23 protein-coding genes are annotated in these 19,542 nt (G+C 67.9%); 15 read left to right on the plus strand and 8 right to left on the minus strand.

The window, feature by feature from the left end; all coding sequences use genetic code 11:
• The first annotated feature begins 34 nt into the window (after positions 1 to 34).
• The 4 genes from GQE99_RS04550 (at position 35) to GQE99_RS04565 (ending at position 3,465) form a co-directional block, all read left to right on the plus strand.
• Complete coding sequence (locus GQE99_RS04550; protein WP_161350395.1) at positions 35 to 1,246, plus strand: NAD(P)/FAD-dependent oxidoreductase; 1,212 nt, start codon at positions 35 to 37, stop codon at positions 1,244 to 1,246.
• On the plus strand, positions 1,243 to 1,803 hold the full coding sequence (rsmD, locus tag GQE99_RS04555) for a 16S rRNA (guanine(966)-N(2))-methyltransferase RsmD (protein WP_161350396.1): 561 nt from the start codon (positions 1,243 to 1,245) through the stop codon (positions 1,801 to 1,803). Before GQE99_RS04550 ends, rsmD begins: the two co-directional genes overlap by 4 nt.
• Complete coding sequence (locus GQE99_RS04560) at positions 1,800 to 2,447, plus strand: HAD family hydrolase (protein ID WP_161350397.1); 648 nt, start codon at positions 1,800 to 1,802, stop codon at positions 2,445 to 2,447. Before rsmD ends, GQE99_RS04560 begins: the two co-directional genes overlap by 4 nt.
• Positions 2,448 to 2,583: 136 nt before the next feature.
• Positions 2,584 to 3,465: a DUF2189 domain-containing protein gene (locus GQE99_RS04565; protein ID WP_161350398.1), complete on the plus strand. Its 882-nt coding sequence runs from the start codon at positions 2,584 to 2,586 to the stop codon at positions 3,463 to 3,465.
• On the opposite strand, the gene map is transcribed toward GQE99_RS04565, so the two are convergent.
• The 4 genes from map to GQE99_RS04585 form a co-directional block, all read right to left on the minus strand.
• On the minus strand, positions 3,456 to 4,262 hold the full coding sequence (gene map / locus GQE99_RS04570) for a type I methionyl aminopeptidase (RefSeq protein WP_161350399.1): 807 nt from the start codon (positions 4,260 to 4,262) through the stop codon (positions 3,456 to 3,458). The genes GQE99_RS04565 and map overlap by 10 nt on opposite strands.
• 78 nt (positions 4,263 to 4,340) lie before the next feature.
• The gene (gene sfsA, locus GQE99_RS04575) at positions 4,341 to 5,048 is read right to left on the minus strand and encodes a DNA/RNA nuclease SfsA (protein ID WP_161350400.1); all 708 of its coding nucleotides are present in this window, start codon (positions 5,046 to 5,048) and stop codon (positions 4,341 to 4,343) included.
• A 197-nt stretch (positions 5,049 to 5,245) separates the two neighbouring features.
• Positions 5,246 to 6,421 carry an acetyl-CoA C-acyltransferase family protein gene (locus tag GQE99_RS04580; RefSeq protein WP_161350401.1) on the minus strand — a complete coding sequence of 392 codons (1,176 nt, stop codon included), beginning with the start codon at positions 6,419 to 6,421 and terminating at the stop codon, positions 5,246 to 5,248.
• Between the two features lie 61 nt (positions 6,422 to 6,482).
• Entirely contained in the window at positions 6,483 to 6,938 is a 456-nt protein-coding gene (locus GQE99_RS04585; protein ID WP_161350402.1) for a MarR family winged helix-turn-helix transcriptional regulator, read from the minus strand.
• Positions 6,939 to 7,054: 116 nt separating this feature from the next.
• On the opposite strand from GQE99_RS04585, the gene GQE99_RS04590 reads away from it, so the two are divergent.
• On the plus strand, positions 7,055 to 8,242 hold the full coding sequence (locus GQE99_RS04590) for an MFS transporter (protein WP_161350403.1): 1,188 nt from the start codon (positions 7,055 to 7,057) through the stop codon (positions 8,240 to 8,242).
• Here GQE99_RS04590 and GQE99_RS04595 read toward each other — a convergent pair.
• The gene (locus tag GQE99_RS04595) at positions 8,239 to 9,546 is read right to left on the minus strand and encodes a DEAD/DEAH box helicase (protein WP_161350404.1); all 1,308 of its coding nucleotides are present in this window, start codon (positions 9,544 to 9,546) and stop codon (positions 8,239 to 8,241) included. The two genes, GQE99_RS04590 and GQE99_RS04595, sit on opposite strands and share 4 nt — an antisense overlap.
• Before the next feature lie 362 nt (positions 9,547 to 9,908).
• Between GQE99_RS04595 and GQE99_RS04600 the strand changes: the two genes are divergently transcribed.
• The 7 genes from GQE99_RS04600 (at position 9,909) to GQE99_RS04630 (ending at position 14,383) form a co-directional block, all read left to right on the plus strand.
• Positions 9,909 to 10,931: an aspartate-semialdehyde dehydrogenase gene (locus GQE99_RS04600; RefSeq protein WP_161350405.1), complete on the plus strand. Its 1,023-nt coding sequence runs from the start codon at positions 9,909 to 9,911 to the stop codon at positions 10,929 to 10,931.
• 258 nt (positions 10,932 to 11,189) lie between these two features.
• The gene (locus tag GQE99_RS04605) at positions 11,190 to 12,812 is read left to right on the plus strand and encodes a DUF4139 domain-containing protein (protein WP_161350406.1); all 1,623 of its coding nucleotides are present in this window, start codon (positions 11,190 to 11,192) and stop codon (positions 12,810 to 12,812) included.
• 228 nt (positions 12,813 to 13,040) lie between these two features.
• Positions 13,041 to 13,226, plus strand: coding sequence for a hypothetical protein (locus GQE99_RS04610; protein ID WP_161350407.1), 186 nt, complete (start codon positions 13,041 to 13,043; stop codon positions 13,224 to 13,226).
• A 25-nt stretch (positions 13,227 to 13,251) separates the two neighbouring features.
• Positions 13,252 to 13,476 carry a hypothetical protein gene (locus tag GQE99_RS04615; RefSeq protein WP_161350408.1) on the plus strand — a complete coding sequence of 75 codons (225 nt, stop codon included), beginning with the start codon at positions 13,252 to 13,254 and terminating at the stop codon, positions 13,474 to 13,476.
• Between the two features lie 219 nt (positions 13,477 to 13,695).
• Positions 13,696 to 13,872 carry a hypothetical protein gene (locus GQE99_RS04620; RefSeq protein ID WP_161350409.1) on the plus strand — a complete coding sequence of 59 codons (177 nt, stop codon included), beginning with the start codon at positions 13,696 to 13,698 and terminating at the stop codon, positions 13,870 to 13,872.
• Positions 13,873 to 13,956: 84 nt separating this feature from the next.
• Positions 13,957 to 14,136 (plus strand): hypothetical protein, encoded by a 180-nt coding sequence (locus GQE99_RS04625; RefSeq protein ID WP_161350410.1) that lies wholly within the window; start codon positions 13,957 to 13,959, stop codon positions 14,134 to 14,136.
• A 64-nt stretch (positions 14,137 to 14,200) separates the two neighbouring features.
• The gene (locus GQE99_RS04630; RefSeq protein WP_161350411.1) at positions 14,201 to 14,383 is read left to right on the plus strand and encodes a hypothetical protein; all 183 of its coding nucleotides are present in this window, start codon (positions 14,201 to 14,203) and stop codon (positions 14,381 to 14,383) included.
• Between the two features lie 66 nt (positions 14,384 to 14,449).
• On the opposite strand, the gene GQE99_RS04635 is transcribed toward GQE99_RS04630, so the two are convergent.
• Genes GQE99_RS04635 through GQE99_RS04645 form a run of 3 tightly spaced genes read right to left on the minus strand, consistent with a single transcriptional unit; the run spans position 14,450 to position 16,700 of the window.
• A complete protein-coding gene (locus tag GQE99_RS04635; RefSeq protein WP_328794049.1) occupies positions 14,450 to 15,397 on the minus strand; it encodes a phosphatidate cytidylyltransferase in 948 nt (315 codons plus the stop codon).
• Positions 15,394 to 16,050, minus strand: a complete 657-nt coding sequence (locus tag GQE99_RS04640) for a lysophospholipid acyltransferase family protein (RefSeq protein WP_161350412.1) — start codon at positions 16,048 to 16,050, stop codon at positions 15,394 to 15,396. The genes GQE99_RS04635 and GQE99_RS04640 overlap by 4 nt, the downstream gene beginning before the upstream one ends.
• Positions 16,050 to 16,700, minus strand: a complete 651-nt coding sequence (locus tag GQE99_RS04645) for a carbonic anhydrase (RefSeq protein ID WP_161350413.1) — start codon at positions 16,698 to 16,700, stop codon at positions 16,050 to 16,052. Before GQE99_RS04645 ends, GQE99_RS04640 begins: the two co-directional genes overlap by 1 nt.
• A gap of 155 nt (positions 16,701 to 16,855) precedes the next feature.
• On the opposite strand from GQE99_RS04645, the gene GQE99_RS04650 reads away from it, so the two are divergent.
• The 3 genes from GQE99_RS04650 (at position 16,856) to GQE99_RS04660 (ending at position 19,533) form a co-directional block, all read left to right on the plus strand.
• Positions 16,856 to 17,218, plus strand: coding sequence for a hypothetical protein (locus GQE99_RS04650; RefSeq protein ID WP_161350414.1), 363 nt, complete (start codon positions 16,856 to 16,858; stop codon positions 17,216 to 17,218).
• A 69-nt stretch (positions 17,219 to 17,287) separates the two neighbouring features.
• Complete coding sequence (locus GQE99_RS04655; RefSeq protein WP_161350415.1) at positions 17,288 to 18,673, plus strand: leucyl aminopeptidase family protein; 1,386 nt, start codon at positions 17,288 to 17,290, stop codon at positions 18,671 to 18,673.
• Complete coding sequence (locus GQE99_RS04660) at positions 18,670 to 19,533, plus strand: C40 family peptidase (RefSeq protein ID WP_161350416.1); 864 nt, start codon at positions 18,670 to 18,672, stop codon at positions 19,531 to 19,533. Before GQE99_RS04655 ends, GQE99_RS04660 begins: the two co-directional genes overlap by 4 nt.
• Positions 19,534 to 19,542: the final 9 nt, after the last annotated feature.

Here is a 19,542-nt window from a genome sequence, read left to right on the forward strand (position 1 = left end):
TAGGTTGCGGACCAAACAGGGAGAAGCAAGAGTAATGTCGGACATCGTCGTCGTCGGGTCGGGGCAGGCCGGAGCCGCCCTCGTCGCCAAGCTGCGCCATTTGGGTCACGAGGGGGCAATCACGCTGATCGGGGAAGAGCCGGTGGCCCCTTACCAGCGCCCGCCGTTGTCCAAGGCCTACCTGCTGGGCGACATGACGCTGGAGCGGCTCTACCTGCGGCCCGAGACGTTCTATCCGGAGCATGACATCACGCTCGTGAAGGGCACCAGGGTCGACGCGATCGACCGGGAGGCCAAGCGCGTCCACCTCGCAAACGGTGAAGAGATCGCCTACGACCAGCTCGCGTTGACCACCGGCTCGGTGCCCAACCGCCTGCCCGCCGCAATCGGCGGGGACCTGCCGGGCGTCTACACCGTTCGCACGCTGGAAGACGCGGACGCGATGGCGCATGAATTCGCCGAAGGCCGCAAGGTGTTGGTCGTGGGCGGTGGCTACATCGGGCTCGAGGCTGCGGCGGTGGCCGCAAAAAAGGGCATGCACGTCACGATCATCGAAATGGCGCAGCGCATCCTGCAAAGGGTCGCGGCGCCCGAAACCTCGGAGTATTTCCGCAAGCTGCACCGTGACCACGGGGCGACCGTGCTGGAAGACGTGGGCCTCGCCCGCCTGACCGGCGGGGAGCACGTGACAGGGGCGGAGCTGACCGATGGCTCGAAGCTCGACGTGGATTTCGTCATCGTGGGCGTGGGCATCAAGCCCGACACCGCGCTGGCCGAAGCCGCCGGGCTCGAAATCGAGAACGGCATCAAGACGGACGAGAAGGGGCGCACCTCGGACCCTTCGATCTTCGCCGCGGGCGACTGTGCCTCGTTCCCGTACAAGGGCACGCGCATCCGGCTGGAAAGCGTCGGCAACGCCATCGACCAGGCCGAGCTCGTGGCCGAGAACATGCTGGGCGCCGAGAAGGATTACCTGGCCAAGCCCTGGTTCTGGTCCGATCAATACGACACCAAGCTCCAGATCGCCGGGCTCAACACCGGCTATGACAAGGTCATCACCCGACAGGACAGCGAGACTGCGGTGAGCTACTGGTATTACGCGGGCGATGACCTGGTGGCGGTGGATGCGATGAACGATCCGCGCGCCTACATGGTGGGCAAGCGGCTGATCGAGGGCGGCAAGAGCCCGGACCCGGCCGCGGTCGGCGACCCGGGCACCGACCTCAAGGCGCTTCTGAAAGCGTGAGGATCATCGCGGGGCAGCACCGCGGGCTGACGCTCGCCAGCGTGGGCAAGGGCGATGCCGCCGCGCATCTGCGCCCGACGAGCGACCGGGTGCGCGAAAGCCTGTTCTCCATGCTGATGGGCGGGCGCTTCGGCGATCCGGTCACGGAAGCCCGCGTGCTCGACCTGTTCGCGGGCACTGGCGCATTGGGGCTCGAGGCGCTGTCGCGCGGCGCGGCGCATGTCACCTTCGTCGACGACGGGCGCGTGGCCGGCAAGCTGCTGCGGGAGAACATTGCAAAATGCCGGGCCGAGGGCGAAACCCGCGTCGTGACCCGCAACGCGACCCGGCTGGGAGAGACGGCCGAGGAGCCCGCGACGCTCGTCTTCCTCGACCCACCTTACGGCAAGAAGCTGGGGGAAAAGGCGCTGGCCGCGGCGTTGGCCGGTGGCTGGATCGCGCCGGGTGCGACGATCGTGTGGGAAGAGAACGGCCCCGTGGCCCCGCCGCCGGGCATCCAGCTGCGCGACACGCGCCGTTATGGCGACACCACGATCTCGATCTGCGAGGTGCAATGACCCCGCGCGCGGTGCTTTTCGATTGCGACGGCGTGCTGGTCGACAGCGAGCCCGCGGCCTTCGACCTGCTGGGCGACGAGCTTGCGGCCCACGGCCACGCGATGGACCGCGAAGAGATGGAGCGCACCTTCGTGGGCACGACGATCACGGGCGTCGCGGAGCGGGCGCGCGCCCTGGGCGTGGATTTCGCGCCTGACTGGGTCGAGCGATTCTACGACCGGCTCTATGCGCGACTGGGGGAGGGCACCGCGCTCATGCCCGGCGTCGCGGCCTTCCTCGACCGGCTGGACCGGGCGGGCGTGGTCTACGCGGTCGGATCGAACGGCACGGTGCGCAAGATGGAAACCACGCTCTCCCAGCACCCCGAGGTCTGGCAGCGGCTCAGGGCGCGCCTGTTCTCCGGGCAGGAGATCGGGGCGCCGAAGCCCGACCCCGCGCTTTACCTTGCGGCTGCGCAGGCGCTTGGCGTCGCGCCGGCCGACTGCGTCGTGGTCGAGGACAGCCCCACCGGTGCGCGCGCCGGCGTGGCCGCCGGCATGCGCGTCTTCGGATATGCGCCGCAAGGCGGCGGCGCGGCGCTTGCTGAGGTCGGGGCCGAGGTGGTGGACAGCTTCGACGAGATCGCCGCGCGCATCGGCGTGTGACCGGTCCCGCGATCGTGAGTGCCTCAACCGCCTGAACGTGCTACACTTCTCTTCAAGACCGGTGTCGGATGCGGCGCGGTCTTGACCTCTCGCGTCCCGGCACGGTCCGCCAGCTTGACGGACGAGGGAGGAAACCATGTCCAGAACCAAGACCATCGGCAACCCGATCTCCGCGGGCCTTCGCGCGCTCGGAAGCGGTGCCCGCAGCCTCGAACAGGGGGTCGAACATATCGGCAGCCATCACATTGCCCACCCGGAGGTGCGTGACATCACGATGGCGGAACTTGGGCGGGCGCTGCGCCACGGCGTGGCCGATTTCGCGGCCCTGCGCACCGACGTGATGTTCGTCGTCGTGGCCTATCCGCTGATCGGGCTCCTGATCGCGGGCCTTGCCTTCAACGCGGCGTTGGCGCCGCTGCTGTTCCCGGTCGCGGCCGGTTTCGCCCTTCTGGGCCCGGTGGCCTCGATCGGGCTCTACGAGATGTCCAAGCGGCGCGAGATGGGGCTCGACGTGACATGGGGCGACGCCTTCCACACCGTGCGGGCGCAGGTGATGGGGCCGATGCTCACCATTTCGCTCTACCTCTTCATGTTGTTCACCGCCTGGCTCTTCGCCGCCGACCTGATCCACGAGGTCACGATGGGCAGCGCCATGCCCGATAGCCTCCCGGCCTTCGCCACCGCAGTGTTCACCACCGCGGCCGGGTGGGAGATGATCGTGATCGGGATGGCCGTGGGCTTCGTCTTCGCGCTGATCGCGCTGGTGACCACCTGGATCGCCGCGCCGATGCTCACGGACCGGCCGGTGGGCATGCCCGTGGCGGTCTCGACCTCGATTCGCGCGGCACGCCGCAACCCGGGGCCGGTGCTGGCCTGGGGCTTCATCGTGGCCGTGCTGCTCGCACTCGGGTCGGTGCCGCTGTTTCTCGGCTTGATCGTGGTGTTGCCGATCCTGGGCCACGCGACCTGGCATCTCTACCAGTCGGTCGTGTTCTACCCCGAGGATGCTCAGGCGTAGGTCGGGTGGAATTTCCCTGCGGGCGAGAGCGTGAAGATCTCGTTTCCGTCCGCGGTGATGCCGATGGAGTGCTCGAACTGCGCCGACAATGACTTGTCGCGCGTCACGGCGGTCCAGTCGTCGGCCAAGACCTTGGTCTCCGGTCGGCCCAGGTTCACCATCGGCTCGATCGTGAAGAACATGCCTTCCTGAAGAACCGGCCCGGTGCCGGGGCGGCCGTAGTGCAGCACGTTGGGCGGCGCGTGGAACACCTGGCCCAGCCCGTGACCGCAGAAATCGCGCACTACGGCCATGCGGTTCTTTTCCACGAAGCTCTGGATCGCGAACCCGATGTCGCCGAAGGTGTTGCCGGGCTTGGCCGCCTCGATCCCCCGCATCAGCGCCTCGTGCGTCACGTCGATCAGCCGCTCGGCCTTGCGGTTCAGCTTGCCGGCCACGAACATGCGCGAGGTGTCGCCGTACCAGCCGTCGACGATCACGGTGACGTCGATGTTGAGGATATCGCCGTCCTTGAGCTTCTTGTCGGACGGGATGCCGTGGCAGACCACGTGGTTGATCGAGATGCACGAGGCGTGCTCGTACCCCTTGTAGCCGATCGTGGCCGAGGTCGCCCCGGCTTCGTTCACCATGTCCTCGATCGCCTGGTCGAGCTCACCCGTGGTGACGCCCGGTTCCACCATCGGAATGATGCGGTCGAGAATTTCGGCGGCCAGCCGGCCGGCCTTGTGCATCCCGGCGAAATCCGCCGGTTCGTAAAGTCGAATGCCTTCGCGTGTGATGCGTGTCTTGGTATCCAAGGGGTGGCTCCATCCAGTCTTGCCTCTAGATAAGCCCAAACCGCGCGATGCACAACGCACCCGCGGCGAAGCTTTGCTTCAGGCGTGGGGCGGGACGAAGGGCAGGCGGTCGCCCAGCGAGACGCCGGCCGGCGTGATCCGGCAGGCATATGCGAGGGGCGTGACGCCGCGCTCCAGCGCCGCGGAGACCGCCGCGGCATAGGTCGGGTCGATGTCAGAGGCGATCCGCACCTCTCGCGCGTCGGTGCGCTGGACGAGATAGAAGATCACCGCCCGGTGCCCGGCGTCGGCCATGAGCGCGAGTTCCGCCATGTGCTTGGCCCCGCGCGCGGTGACGCTGTCGGGGAACTCGGCCACGCCGGGCGTGCGCGACAGGGTGACGGACTTGACCTCGACATAGGTGTCGGGACCGTCGCCGGAGAGCAGGAAGTCGATCCGGCTGTTCTGGCCGTATTTCACCTCGGCCCGCACGAGGGGGGCGGCCAGTTCGGGGATCTCGCCGGCCGTGAGCGCGGCCTTGAGCATCCGGTTGGGCAGGGACGTATCGACGCCGGTGAAATGCCCGTCCCCGTGATCGACTAGGCGCCAGCCATACTTGAGCTTCTTCTTCGGGTCGTCGTTGGGCTCCAGCCAGACCTGAGCGCCGGGGGCGGCAAGGCCCATCATGGAGCCCGGATTGGCGCAATGGGCGGTCACGGTGGTGCCATCGGAGAGCGTGCAATCGGCTAGGAAGCGCTTGTAGCGCTTGACCAGGGTGGCAGGGACGAGAGCGGTGGAGAAATCCATGTCGGGCGGACGAAAATTGAGCTTAAGGTGTTGACATAAAACGGAAAACGGATTCGAGTTTTCCGGTTTTCCGGTTTTCCGGTTTTCCGGTTTTCCGGTTTTCCGGTTTTCCGGTTTTCCGGTTTTCCGGTTTTCCGGTTTTCCGGTNAATTTTCGCGGATCGGGTGGCGCGGATCGCGCCGCGCCACCCGGGGACTTCAGAGCCGTTCGATCGCGATGGCGATGCCCTGGCCGCCGCCGATGCACATGGTGATCAGCGCTTTCGAGCCGCCGATGCGCTCAAGCTCGTACATCGCCTTCACGGTGATGATCGCACCGGTCGCGCCGACCGGGTGACCCAGCGCGATCGCGCCGCCGTTCGGGTTCACGCGGGCCGGGTCGAACTTCAGCTCCTTGGACACCGCCAGCGCCTGCGCGGCGAAGGCTTCGTTCGATTCGATCACGTCGAAATCGTCGGCCTTGAGCCCGGTCTTCTCCATCAGCGTCTGCACCGCCGGGATCGGGCCGATGCCCATCACCTCGGGACGCACGCCGGCATGGGCATAGCCCAGCACGCGGAACTTCGGCGTGAGACCGGCCTTCTCGGCCGCCTCGGCCCGGGCGAGCACGATGGCCGCGGCCCCGTCGTTGATGCCCGAGGCGTTCCCGGCGGTCACGCTGCCGTCCTTCTTGAACACCGGGCGCAGGCCCGCGAGCGCCTCCAGGCTGGTCTGCTTCGGGTGCTCGTCGGTGTCGAACATCACCGTGTCGCGCTTCACCTTCACCTCGACCGGAACGATCTGGTCCTTGAAGTAGCCTTCGGAGATCGCCTTGGCCGCGCGTTCCTGGCTCTGCATCGCGAAGGCGTCCTGTTCGTCACGGCTGATGCCGCATTCGGCGGCCACGTTCTCGGCGGTGACACCCATGTGGCCGGTGCCGAACGGGCAGTTCAGCGCGCCCAGCATCATGTCCTGCGCGCCGGCATCGCCCATTTTCTGACCCCAGCGGGCCTGCGGGAGGATGTAGGGCGACCGGCTCATCGCCTCGGCCCCGCCCGCGACGCCGAAATCGGCATCGCCCAGCATCAGCGACTGGGTCACCGACACGATCGCCTGCGCGCCCGAGCCGCACAGCCGGTTCACGTTCATCGCGGGCGTCGAGTCGGGAATGCCCGCGTCGATCGCCGCGACGCGGCTCAGGTACATGTCGCGCGGTTCGGTGTTGATCACGTGACCGAAGGCGACATGGCCGACTTGGCCTCCTTCGACCCCGGCGCGTGCCAGCGCCTCTTTCGCCGCCGTCGCGCCCAGCGTGATCGGCGGGGTGCCCGCGAGCGATCCACCGAACGTGCCGATGGCGGTGCGCGCACCGCCCAGAATTACGATATCCGTCATGGTTTGATCCTCGTCCTCTCCTGGTTCGCGCCGACCATCTGCCTCTGGCCCGGAATGTCCATCAGAACGTTCCGTCAGCCGGATCCCTCTCCCGCGTCCGCGCCGTCAGCAGCCCGACCGCTTCGCGGAACGCATCGTACTTCTCGCCCAGAACCTCGCGCAGCTCTTCGTCATAGGCCTGGGCGATCGGCGCCAGCGTGTCGATCATCTCGCGCCCCTTCTCCGTCAGGGTGAGCTGCACGAGCCGCCGGTCGGTCTCGTTGACCACCTTCTTGACATAGCCGTTCGCCTCGAGCCGGCTCGCCGCCCGGCTCACCTTGGGCTTGTCCATGCCGACGCGCCGGGTGATCTCGCGCACGGAGACCGCGTCCTCCTGGCTCAGGTGGGCCACGACGCGCCATTCCGCGACGGTGATCCCGTACCGCTCCCGGTAATGATACGAAAACCCGGCGCTCACCGCGCGCGACAGTTCGTTGAGCTGGTAGGGCAGAAATGTCTCAAGATTGAAGTCCGTCACGTCCCATCCTTTTTCGCGGACTATGGCGTGAAGCCACCGCGCACTGCAAGCGCCGGGCCTTGCCATCCCCGGGGCTTTCGGGCCATGTGACCCGACGCAAACGGGAGGAGGACCAGATGCGCGCCGGTATCGTTACCCTTGTTGTGGCTTATGTTTTGAGCCAGTTCTACCGCGCCTTCCTGGCGGTCATGGCCCCCGTCCTGAACGCAGATATCGGTGCCACGCCCGAGGATCTGAGCCGTGCCTCGGGCCTGTGGTTCCTGGCCTTCGCCGCGATGCAGATCCCGGTCGGCTGGCTCCTGGACAACGTCGGGCCCAAGCGCACGGCCTCGGTCCTCTTCGCGCTGGGCGCGGCCGGCGGCGCGGCGGTCTTCGCCGTGGCGCAGGGGCCGCTGCACGTGCTGATCGCGATGGGGTTGATCGGGGCCGGGTGTTCGCCGGTCCTCATGGCCAATTATTTCACTTTCGCACGCGTGTTCGAACCGCGCGTCTTCGGCACGCTCGCGGGCGTGGTGCTGGGCGTGGGGACCTTCGGCAACGTCGTCGCGTCCTACCCGATGGCCTGGGCGGTCGAGAACCTGGGCTGGCGCGAAACCATGTTCGCCCTGTCCGCGATCAGCCTTGTGGTCGCCATCGTGATCTGGGTGCTCGTGCAGGATCCGCCGCCGCTGGCCGCCAAGCCGGGCGAGAAGAAGGGATCGGTCCTGACGCTGCTGGCCATTCCGGCGCTCTGGTTCATCTTCCCGATCCAGATCATCAACTACGCCCCCGCCGCCGGCCTGCGCGGGCTCTGGGCGGGGCCCTATCTCGAGGATGTCTTCGGCATGTCCGCCAACGGGATCGGGGTGGTCACGCTGATCATGGCGCTGGCGATGATCGCGGGCAATTTCCTCTACGGCCCCGCCGACCGGTTCTTCGGCACCCGCAAGTGGGTGATCTTCTTCGGCAACCTGATCGCGGCGGCCTGCCTGTTCGGCCTCTGGGCCTTCCCGGACGACAGCATCGTCACCACCACGTTGCTCCTGTCGGCGGTAGGCCTCTTCGGCGCGTCCTTCCCGCTCATCATGGCCCACGCGCGCGCCTTCTTCCCGCCGCACCTGACGGGCTCGGGCGTGACGCTGATCAACCTGATGGGGATCGGGGGCGTGTCGCTGTTCCAGTTCCTGTCGGGCCGGGTGTACAGCACGGCGAAGGCCGCGAGCGATGCGCCCGCGGCCCCCTATGAAGCATTGTTCATCTTCTTCGGCCTGCCGGTGCTGGTCGGGACCGCGATCTACGTCTTCAGCCGCGACCGCACCGATTAGGCCGCGCGCCGCCGGCGCTGACGCCGGGGCTTCTGGCCCTGGCCACCCTGCGGCTTGGCCGATTTCTGCCCCTGGCCCTTGGGCTTGCCGCCCGAATGGGCCTTGCCGCCGCGACGCGGGCCACCGCGCCCGCCGCCTCCGCCACGGTTGCGCTTCGGCGGTTCCACCTCGGCGGGTTGATCGCCGCCCAGGACCGGGATGTCGATCTTCATGAGCTTCTGGATCTGGCGCAGCAGGCCGATCTCTTCGCCGGTGACGAAGGAGATGGCGTCCCCGTCCGCCCCGGCGCGCGCGGTGCGCCCGATGCGGTGGACGTAGTTCTCCGGCACTTCCGGCAGGTCGAAGTTGAAGACGTGGGACACGCCCGGGATGTCGATCCCGCGCGCGGCCACGTCCGTGGCCACCAGAACGCGCGCCGTGCCCTCACGGAACGCGCGCAGCGCACGGTCACGTTGCCCCTGGCTCTTGTTGCCGTGGATCGAGACCGCCTCGTAATCCGATGCGCAGAGCTGCTTCATCAGCCGCTCGGCACCGTGCTTGGTGCGCGCGAAGACGAGCGACAGCCCGTCCGGCTCGTCGGCGAGGTAGGAGGTCAGGAGCGCGACCTTGTCGGACTTGTCGGCCGCCCAGTGCACGCCCTGCGTGATCTTGTCGGCCGCCTTGCCGGGCGCGGCCACCTGCACGCGGACCGGGTCCGTCAGGTAGGCGCGCGACAGTTCTTCCATCTGTTTCGGCATGGTGGCCGAGAACAGCATCGTCTGGCGCGGCGTGCCCAGTTCAGGGGCGATCCGGCGCAGCGCGTGGATGAAGCCCATGTCGAGCATCTGGTCGGCCTCGTCCAGCACCAGGAAGGTGGCGGAGTCGAGGCGCACCGCGCGGCGGTCCATCAGGTCGATGAGCCGGCCCGGCGTGGCGACGAGGATGTCGGTGCCGCGCGACAGGATCTGCACCTGCTTGTTGATCGAGACGCCGCCGACGACGGTGTTCACCTTCATCCGCGTCCCCTGGACATAGGTCCGGAGGTTGTCGGAAATCTGGTTCACCAGCTCGCGGGTCGGCGCAAGGACGAGCGCCTTGACGGCCTTGGGCTCGGGCTTGCCCTGCTGGGTGAGTAGTTGGTGCACGAGCGGCAGGCCGAAGGCGGCCGTCTTGCCGGTGCCGGTCTGGGCGAGACCCATCACGTCGGTGCCGTCGAGCGCGTGGGGAATGGCCTGCGCCTGGATCGGCGAGGGGGTCTCGTAGCCCGCGGCCCGGACGGCGGCGAGCAGTTTCGGGTCGAGCCCGAGATCTTCGAATGTGGTCATATTGTCTTTCCGCGGTGCATACAGGCACCGCTGTCGGGCGCATCCGCGCCCTCATCGCTGGGTCACACCGCCCTCGCGACACGGCTCATGCCTGTCACCGTCCGGCGCGAAGCCCCCCGCGTGAAATGGGAACCTGTATCGGGGCCCTTGGCCCGCCTCGTCCCGACCCTGCTGCATCTTCGTCGTTGGTCGTTGTCGTGCAGCGGCGGCTCACGCGGCCGCGTTCGGGACTTGGCGCATATCGGCCCTCTCGGCCGTCCTGTCAATGGCCGGTCTTCGCTTTGGTGATCACCGTGCCCTTTCCCCCGGCGCGCTGATCCTGTATCAGCCTCCCGTCTTTGACACCGATTAAGGAGAGCCACATGGGCTACAAGGTCGTCGTCTGCGGCGCCACGGGTAACGTGGGCCGCGAAATGCTCAACATCCTGGCCGAGCGCCAGTTCCCCGTGGACGAGGTCGCCGCGCTCGCATCGCGCCGGTCCTTGGGCACCGAGGTGAGCTTTGGCGACAAGACGCTCAAGACCCAGGATCTCGACACGTTCGATTTCACCGGCTGGGACATGGCGCTTTTCGCGATCGGCTCGGACGCCACGAAGAAGTATGCACCCATCGCCGCCAAGGCGGGCTGCGTGGTGATCGACAACTCGTCGCTCTACCGCTACGACCCGGACGTGCCGCTGATCGTGCCGGAGTGCAATCCGGACGCCATCCACGGCTATTCCAAGAAGAACATCATCGCGAACCCGAACTGCTCGACCGCGCAGATGGTCGTGGCGCTGAAGCCGCTGCACGAGCGCGCGAAGATCAAGCGCGTCGTGGTGTCGACCTACCAGTCGGTCTCGGGCTCCGGCAAGGACGCGATGGACGAACTGTGGGACCAGACCAAGGGCATGTTCGTGCCGGGCCAGGAGGTCGAACCGAAGGCCTACCCGAAACAGATCGCCTTCAACGTGATCCCGCAGATCGACGTGTTCATGGATTCGGGCGACACGAAGGAAGAGTGGAAGATGGTCACGGAGACGAAGAAGATCGTCGATCCGTCCATCAAGGTCACCGCCACCTGCGTGCGCGTCCCGGTCTTCGTGGGCCACGCGGAATCGATCAACATCGAGACCGAGGAATTCCTCGACGAGGACGAGGCGCGGGAGATCCTGCGCCAGGCGCCGGGCCTGCTGGTCGTCGACAAGCGCGAACCGGGCGGCTACGTGACGCCGGTGGAATGCGTGGGCGATTTCGCCACCTTCATCTCGCGTATCCGCCAGGACGTGACCATCGACAACGGTCTGAACTTCTGGTGCGTTTCGGACAACCTGCGCAAGGGCGCGGCGCTGAACGCGGTGCAGATCGCCGAGCTGCTGGGCCGCGAGGTTCTGAAGAAGGGCTGACATCAGCCGCCTTCGATGAGAACGACGTCGCCGTCGGGGTCCGCCCCGGCGGCGTTTTCATGCGCGGCGCCTGGATCGTGTATCTCCGTCTCCCCGGGTTGGGGATGTGCAGAGCCAACGGTTGGCCTGCTCCGTGCGTCCCCTGGCGTGCAACACGCATGGCGATCGGTGAATTGGCGCCGATGCGGGCCTGCGCGCTTCCCGGCGGCCGGACCGCGCGCTAGCGTGCCCGCACCGCAGCTCCAGAAAGGATCAACCATGCGCGCCACCGTTTCCCTTGTCGCCCTGATCGCGGCCGGCCCGGCCCTGGCCGACACGTTCTATGCCCAGGCCCCGGTGGCCGAGGCTATGATCTACCCGGACGGAGCGACGCTCACGCTGCGCGCCGAGTTGGAGCTGCCGGCAGGCGAGCACACGCTGATGGTGCCCTACGCCAACCCGGAGCGTACCGGCAGTCTGCCCCGCATTGCCGTCTCCGAGGGCGTCAGCATCGGCGCCCTGGGGTTCCGCCGCGGCGTGGTGGCCAATCCACGCGCGCTTTATTCCCCCGCACAGGCGGCGGCCGCGGCCGAACTGGACGCGGTCGAGGACCGGATCACGGCGCAGCGTGACGCCATCGCCGCGGCGCAGGTGGCACGCGACGCGCTGGAGGCGAAGCTCGCCTACATCTCGTCCATCGCAGCGCCGGAGGGGGCCAGCACCGCGGAGATCCTCGAGATCGCCGACCTCGTCGCGGCCCAGACCGCCACGGCGCGCGCCGATCTCATCGCCGCCGAGGCCGACCTGCGCCCGCTGGCCGAGGCGCTCGAGGACCTGGAGGCAGAGCGTGCCGCCGCGCAGGCCGCATTGGACCGCCTATCCCCGCCCGCCGCCGAGAACGACATGCTGACCATCGACATGACGGTGGCCGAGGCCGGACCGGTGGCGTTGGAACTGACCGAACAGAGCCGGTCCGCCGGATGGCGCGTGGATTACGACCTCGACCTCGACGCGGGCGAGATCGCGCTCGACCGGAAGCTGATCGTGCGTCAGCAGGACGGGCGCAGCTGGAGCGACGTGGCGCTCACCCTGTCGACCGCGCGCCCGAGCGACCAGATCGCACCGAGCGAGGTCTACCCGGACCTTGCGGATATCTACGACCCCGAGACGCCGCGCCCGATGCCGCGCGAACCTATGGCCGAGGCGGACATGGTCGAAGAACGCGCCGCCGGGCTTGCCGTGGCGCCGGCCCCGATGGTCTCGGCGGGGCTCCAGGTCGACGGCTTGAACGTCTCCTACGTCTACCCCGAGCCCGTGACCATCGCCGCGGGCGAGACCGCCGAGCTCGCGCTCGACACCCTTACCATCCCGGCCACGCCCCGGATCGAGGCCGCCCCGCGCTGGGACGACACGGCGTTCCTCGTCGCAAGCTTCACCAACGACACCGGTGAGCCGATCCTGCCGGGCAGCGCGAGCCTCATGCGCGACGGGCATTTCGTGGGGCGCACCGAGCTGCCGATGATCCCGGCGGGCGCGGATGAGGACCTGGCCTTCGGGCCCGTCGACTCGATCCGGCTCGAGACGACGTTCCTGCGCAACGCGGAAGGAGACGCGGGACTGATCAACCGGTCGTCCACCCGGGTGCAGCAGATCACCTTCACGGTCGAGAACCTGTCGGACGACCAGCAGGACGTGCGCGCGCTTTTCCCGCTCACCTTCTCCGAGAAGGAGGCGCTCGAGGTCGACGTGACCGCGGTGCCCGCGCCGGACGAGACCGACATCGAGGACCGGCGCGGCGTCTCCGCCTGGGATCTCGTGCTCGCGCCCGGCGAAACGCAGACGGTCGAGATCACCGTGGAACTCGACTGGCCCGAGGGGAAGGTCCTGAACTGGGCGCCGTGAGCCGCGGGCCGCGACAGTTTTCCTAAAATCCTCCGCGCACGGCACGGTTTCGCCGCGGATCGGCGCGATTTGTGGCGAATTCCATGCCGAGAGTCCCGGGGTCGGCCGCCAGCCGGCCCCGCGGCGAAGCCTGCATGCCCCCGAGGCACCTGCCGGAGAACCCGACGCTCCCCTATCGAACGCCCGCCGAGGGCCGCTTTCTTGGCATTGCACAAGGACAGGACCGTCATGACCCGCAAGCTCATTCTTCTTCCCGGCCCCGGACCGGCCAATGCCAATGCGCCACGGAGGTTCGACGTCACGCGCAAGGTCGTCGCGCTGGATATCGGTCCCGCGCGCCCCGGCGCCCGCCGCCGGGATCACCGCGTCGTCTTCGCCGCAGGCCTGGGTCGGGACACGGGCCACCCGGCCTGATCTGACTTTGCGAGGTGATTTGCCCATGACCCCGGACCGCCCCAAGCCCGCGACTCCTCCGGCCGACCCGGACGAGCGCATCATCGACCGCATCCGCCGGGGGCGGCTCGCCGCGCTCGCCGTGTTGCCTGCCCGGCGCCCTGCCGGCGATCGGAAGGATCAATCCGCCCGTCCCACGTTCCACACCTGTCGGCAGCCGGAGCCGGGTCAATGGCCCATCCTGATCCTCACGAATCCCGTCGCCGCGTGATTGCGACTCAGGTGTGGCGGGGGCCATCGCAGGGGCGCATTTCCGGAGGGCTGTTTCGGGGAAGTTGGGCGAAGGTGGGCCGGAAACGCGCAAAACCCGGTCTTTTTCCGTGTCGAAAGCGTGAAATGTCGCAAAGTTGCCCCATTTGGGCACGTTTCCCGCCCGAATCGCGGCGCAGCTTCGACCTTATCGGAACAGAATGAACAACCAGAGGTGAGAATGGCTGCCACCACACTTACCCGGAAAGGCGAAACGGTCGTCCGCTTCCTGAAGCCCTTGAAAGGCATAGCGAATCGGGACCGCAACAAACGCCTCCCGGAGCTGTCCAGCGAAGATATCGAGGTCTTCTTCTCGAACGCGGACAGCAAGACCAAAACGAAAAAACACGCGGCCTGACCACCGCCAAAAACAAGACTGACTGACCAACTCGAACACGGCCGAAAAAACAACAAAACGGCCACTGACCTGGGAACCAAAGACATGACCAACGTTATCGATTTCGCCGCTTACCGTGCCACCCGGACTCCGCGTGTCGTCACCCGCGACATGCATCACGACGCCCTGGTGTCGATGTCGAACCGCAAGCCGACGACCCGGTCGCGCTCCGAGGTTCCCCACGTGACGACCGACGTGCTGGCCACCACCGGCACGGCCTGCTGAGGCCAGCCCCCGAATACCCCGAACTCTACCCCAACCTGCCAACACCCCAATCCGGAGATACCCCATGACCCTTCTGGAAAAAGCCCGCGCTGGACGCAAAGCCGCTCTCGCTTCCCTGAACGAAAAGGCTGACACCGACACAGAGATGACGTCGATCTTCGACTTCGACTTCGAGCCGCCGGCCAAGCCGATCCCGTCGTTCACGTCGGTCCGCAGCGAGGGCAGCCTGGTACGCCTCGCGGCCTGATATCTCCCACCCTCGCTAGGACGGGCGCGGTTGTTCCCTCACCGCGCCCGTCTTGGTTTTCGGGGCTCAGGTCACGGCCCAGAAATACCGCACCAGATGGAAGAATACCGGCGCCGCGAAGATCACGGAGTCGAGCCGGTCGGTGAAGCCGCCATGCCCGGCGGCCAGGTGGCCCCAGTCCTCGACCCCCTTGTCGCGCTTGATCGCGGTCATGACGAGCCCGCCGAAAAGCCCCATCACCGTGACGCTTCCCGCCATCGCCGCCGCCTGCCACAGCCCGAACGGGGTGAGCCAGGCCAGCAGGCCCCCCAGCGCGGCGGCCGAGGCGACAGCGCCCGCGACCCCCTCCCACGTCTTCGACTGTGACAGGCGCGCGGCGACCGGGTGATGCCCGCCCACCGCGCTCCAGGCGTATTGAGCCACGTCCGCCCCCTGCACGACGATCACCAGCCACATGATCAGAAGGATCTGCGGCCCGTCCCACCCGGGAATGTCGAGCGTGAGCAGGGCGGGCACGTGCGAGGCGGCGAAGACCGCCACCATCAGCGCCCATTGGGTTTCCGCCACCCGTGCCAGGAACCGGGTCGTGTCACCGCGCAGCGCGACGAGGATCGGCATGAACAGGAAGGCATAGACCGGGATGAAGATCTCGTAGAGCCCGTACCAGCCCCGGTAGACCAGCCAGTATTGCAGCGGCAGCACCACGAAGAACGACCCCAGCAGCGCGCAATGATCGGCGCGGCTTTTCGACGTGAGGGTCAGGAATTCGCGCAGCGCGGCGAAGGACAGAAGTGCGAAGAGCACGATCATCCCGCCGCGCCCGAAGAGCGAGGCGAGTGTCAGGAGCACCAGCATCGCCCACCAGGACGTGATCCGGCCGTTCAGGTTCTCGATCGTGGAGTTCGTCCCGTCCGGCCCGAACCGGCGGCGAAGCATCTCACCCGCCACCGAGGCCACCGAAAGGGCGAGGATGAGCCCGATCACCAGGCGAAGGAACTCGACCGGGGCGCTCACGGCGCGTGCTCCGGTTTGAGTTCCAGCAGCGCCGCGCGCGCCCGGGTCAGGAAGTCCGCCTTCGCCTCACCGGCTTCGATGTGGACCGGGGTGCCGAAGGTGACGGTGCACAGAAGCGGCAGCGGGATCACTTCGCCCTTGGGCAGGATGGCGTTCAGGTTCTCGATCCAGGTCGGCACGAGATCCACTTCGGGGCAGCGCCGGGCGACGTGGTAGAGCCCCGTCTTGAAGGGCAGCAGGGGATCCGGGCCCATGTTGCGCCCACCCTCGGGAAAGAGGATCAGGCTCGCCCCGTCGTTCAGGGCCGCGACCATCTTCTCGACCGGGTCCTCGTCGCGGGTCTCCGGATTCCGGTCGATCAGCACGGCGCGGAACACGTCGCGGCCCGCGAAGGCGCGCAACCGCGACTTGAGCCAGTAATCCGAGGCCGCGACGGGCCGGGTGCGTTCGCGCAGGGCCGGGGGCAGCACCGCCCAGGCGAGCACGAAATCCCCGTTCGAGGTGTGGTTGGCGAAGTAGATGCGCTGGCGCGGCACCGGGTCCGTTCCGCGCCAGACGGCGCGCGGCGCGGTGATCAGCCGCGCGAACAACACGATCGCCTGTCCGGCAATCAGCGCGGCGAGGGCCTTCAGTCCGCGCAGCGCCCGGCGCATCAGACCGGCTGGAACGTGTCGGCCCCGGCGTCGTAATACATCAGCCCGCCCTCGCCGATGTCGTGCCAGAGCCCGTGAAGCGAAAGCTCCTCGGAATTGACGGCTTCCGAGACGAAGGGGAAGGTCATCAGGTTGTCCAGCGACACCTTCACCGCTTCCTTCTCCAGGTGGTCGACGCAGTCCTGGCCCGAGTAGGCGTCCTTGATCCGCTGGTAACCGGGCTCGAGGATATCCATCCAGCGGCCCACGAAGCTCGATTTCTCGGTCAGTTCGGGGGCGGCCCCCGTTGCCATGTCGTAATACCCGCGCACGCCCCCGCAGGAGCTGTGGCCGATCACGATCACATGCGCGACCTTGAGCGCGGTCACCGCGTATTCCACCGCCGCCGAGGTGCCGTGCTGGTTCCCGTCCGGCTGGTAGGCGGGCACGAGGTTGGCGATGTTGCGGTGAATGAAGAATTCGCCCTGGTCGGCCCCGAAGATCGACGTGACGTGAACCCGGGAATCGCAGCAGGAAATGATCATCGCCCGCGGATGCTGCCCCTCGCTCGCCAGCCGGCGGTACCAGGCCTTGTTCTCGGAAAAGCTGGTGGCCTTCCATCCCTGGTAGCGTTGGACCAGGTATTTCGGAAGCGGGCGCGCGTGTTCCATGCCTCTCCTGTGGCTAGCTGCGGTTAAAGATGTTTAGGCGGCTTTTGCCTGAATTTCGAGGCATTTCCGGGCGCGGCCGAAACCTTTTCTTGACGGCCTGGTGCCAGTGTCGGTGCGCTTTGAGGGAAAGGGTGAAGCGCATGCATGTCGCGGTGTTGAGCCATGCGGAACCGGTCGTACTGGACCGGGATCAGTTGGACGTTCTCTATCGCCAACTTGGTCCGGTCGGGGCGGACCGGGTCGTGACCCACGCGCTGGCGGAACTGTCGGCGTTGCTTGAGAGCCTTGCCGGCGACTACCGCGCGGGGCGTGTTGCCGAGGTGGCCGGGGGTGCGCGTGCGCTGGCCGCCGTGGCCCAACAGGTGGGCATGCTCAAGCTTGCCCGCGTGGCCCGCGACGTGGCCGAACTGGCACGCGGACGGGACGCGGCGGCGCTGGGTGCGGTGATGGCCCGGCTCGACCGGGTCGGGGACCGCTCCATCATCGCGGTCTGGGACGAGCCGGGCACCGGGGGCTGATCCGGCGTCTCCCGGTTGCAGGTGGCGCGGCACGCGATACTCTGTGCCGGTTCACTGACCGGAGAAACCATGTCCCTCACCTTCGCGCCCGCCACCGACGATGCCCTGCCGCTGACCCTTGTCGCCAAGGATGGGGTCGACACCTTCGTCGCCGGATTGTCCAAACCCCACGCCGCCTGGGTCGAGGCGCACGGGTTCAAGGCCGGGCTCGGCGCGGTGCTGGTGCTGCCGGGGGCGGATGGGGCGCCCGAGGCGGCCGTGGTGGGCCTTGGCGATGCGAAGGCCCGCGCCCGCCGCCGCTTCGGCACCGCCGCGGCCCGCGCCAAGCTTCCCGCCGGCACCTACCGGCTTGAGACCGACCTCACCGGCCCTGCCCTGGACGAGGTCTGCCTGGGCTGGCTGCTCGCGGGCTACCGCTTCGACCGCTACGCGAAGAAGCCCGCGCCCAAGGCGGCCCTTGTCGCCCCCCAAGGCGTCGACGCGGCCCGCCTGGAAGCGATCGCGGCCGGGGAGGTGCTCACCCGCGACCTGATCAACACGCCCGCGCAGGACTTGGGCCCCGACGAGCTCGAAGCCGCCGCACGCGACCTGGCCGACCGTTTTGCCGCCACGATCGACGTAACGACCGGTGACGATCTGATCGCGCAGAACTTCCCGATGATCCACGCGGTCGGCCGCGCCGCCACGCGCGCGCCGCGCCTGATCGACCTCCGTTGGGGGACCTCCGGCCCGACGCTCACGCTGGTCGGCAAGGGCGTGTGCTTCGACACCGGCGGGCTCGACCTGAAGCCTGCGCCCTCGATGGGGCTGATGAAGAAGGACATGGGCGGCGCCGCCACGACGCTGGGCTTGGCCCGCATGATCATGGCGCTGGACCTGCCGATCCAGCTCCGCCTTCTGATCCCGGCGGTGGAGAACGCGGTCGCGGGCGACGCCTTCCGGCCCGGCGACATCCTGATCAGCCGCAAGGGGCTGACGGTCGAGGTGAACAACACGGATGCAGAGGGACGCCTCGTGCTGGCCGATGCGCTCGCACTCGCGGACGAGGAGATGCCGGACCTGCTCGTCTCGATGGCCACGCTCACCGGCGCGGCCCGCGTGGCGGTGGGGCCGGACCTGGCCCCGTTCTACGCCACCGACAAGATGGACGCCGACGCCCTGCGCGCCGCCGCGCCGCGCGTGGCGGACCCCGTCTGGGAGTTGCCGTTCTGGCCCGGCTACGAGCCGATGATCGAACCGGGCATCGCCGATCTCGACAACGCGCCCAAGGGCGGCTTCGCGGGGTCGATCACGGCGGCCCTCTTTCTCAAGCGTTTCGTGACGGACAGCGAGCGCTACGTCCATTTCGACATCTTCGGCTGGCAACCCAGTGCCGCCCCGGCCCGCCCGGTCGGCGGCGTGGGGCAGGGGGCGCGCGCGCTTCTCGAGGCGCTGCCCGGGCTGCTCAAGCTGTGACGGACCGGCGGCTTCTCAAGTCGAACGGGCGTGTCGCCCATGTCTCGCTCGAAGGGCAGGTCGAGGCGGAGCGTTTTTCCGAGGGCACGTGGCACCAGGTCAACGTGACCACCGCCGCGCTCCTGCGCACCCCCGACGGCCCGCGTGAGCGCGAGCTTCTCACGGGGGATGCCTTCTGCGTGCTCGACATCGAGGGGCGCTTCGCCTTCGGGTTCTCGGCGCGTGACGGCTACTGCGGCTGGATTTTCGCCGATCTCCTGCGCGAACGGCGCCACCCCACCCACCGGGTCACGGCCGCGCGCAGCTTTCGCAAGGACACGCCGGACATCAAGACATGGGAGCCGGTGATGCCGCTCTCCTACGGTGCCTGGCTCGAGGTCGTCGAGGAAGGCGAGCGCTGGTCGCGTATCGTGATGCAGGACACGCCGTCCGACGACGGGCTGCGCGAATGGGTCGTGCCGAGCGCGCATATCGCGCCGCTCGATGCGCTTTGTTCGGACCCGGTGGCCGAAGTGGCGAAGCTCATCGGAACGCCATATGTCTGGGGCGGAAACTCGAGTTTCGGGATCGACTGCTCGGGCCTGGTCCAGATCGCGTGGGAAATGTGCGGGACCGCGATCCCCGCCGACAGCGACCTTCAGGCCAAGGCCGGGGACGCGGCGGACAGCTACCGGCCCGGCGACCTGGTCTTCTGGCCGGGGCACGTGGCGATGGTGGCGGACGAGACGCGCTTCATCCACGCGAACGCGCATGCGATGGCGGTGTCGTTCGAGGGCATCGCGGAGACGATCGCCCGGATCGAAGCCCAGGGCGAAGGGCCGGTCACTGCGCACCGGCGGTTCTCACCGGGCGCCGGCTGAGCGGCCCGG

It is taken from the genome of Maritimibacter harenae (assembly GCF_009882975.1).
GTDB lineage: Bacteria > Pseudomonadota > Alphaproteobacteria > Rhodobacterales > Rhodobacteraceae > Maritimibacter > Maritimibacter harenae.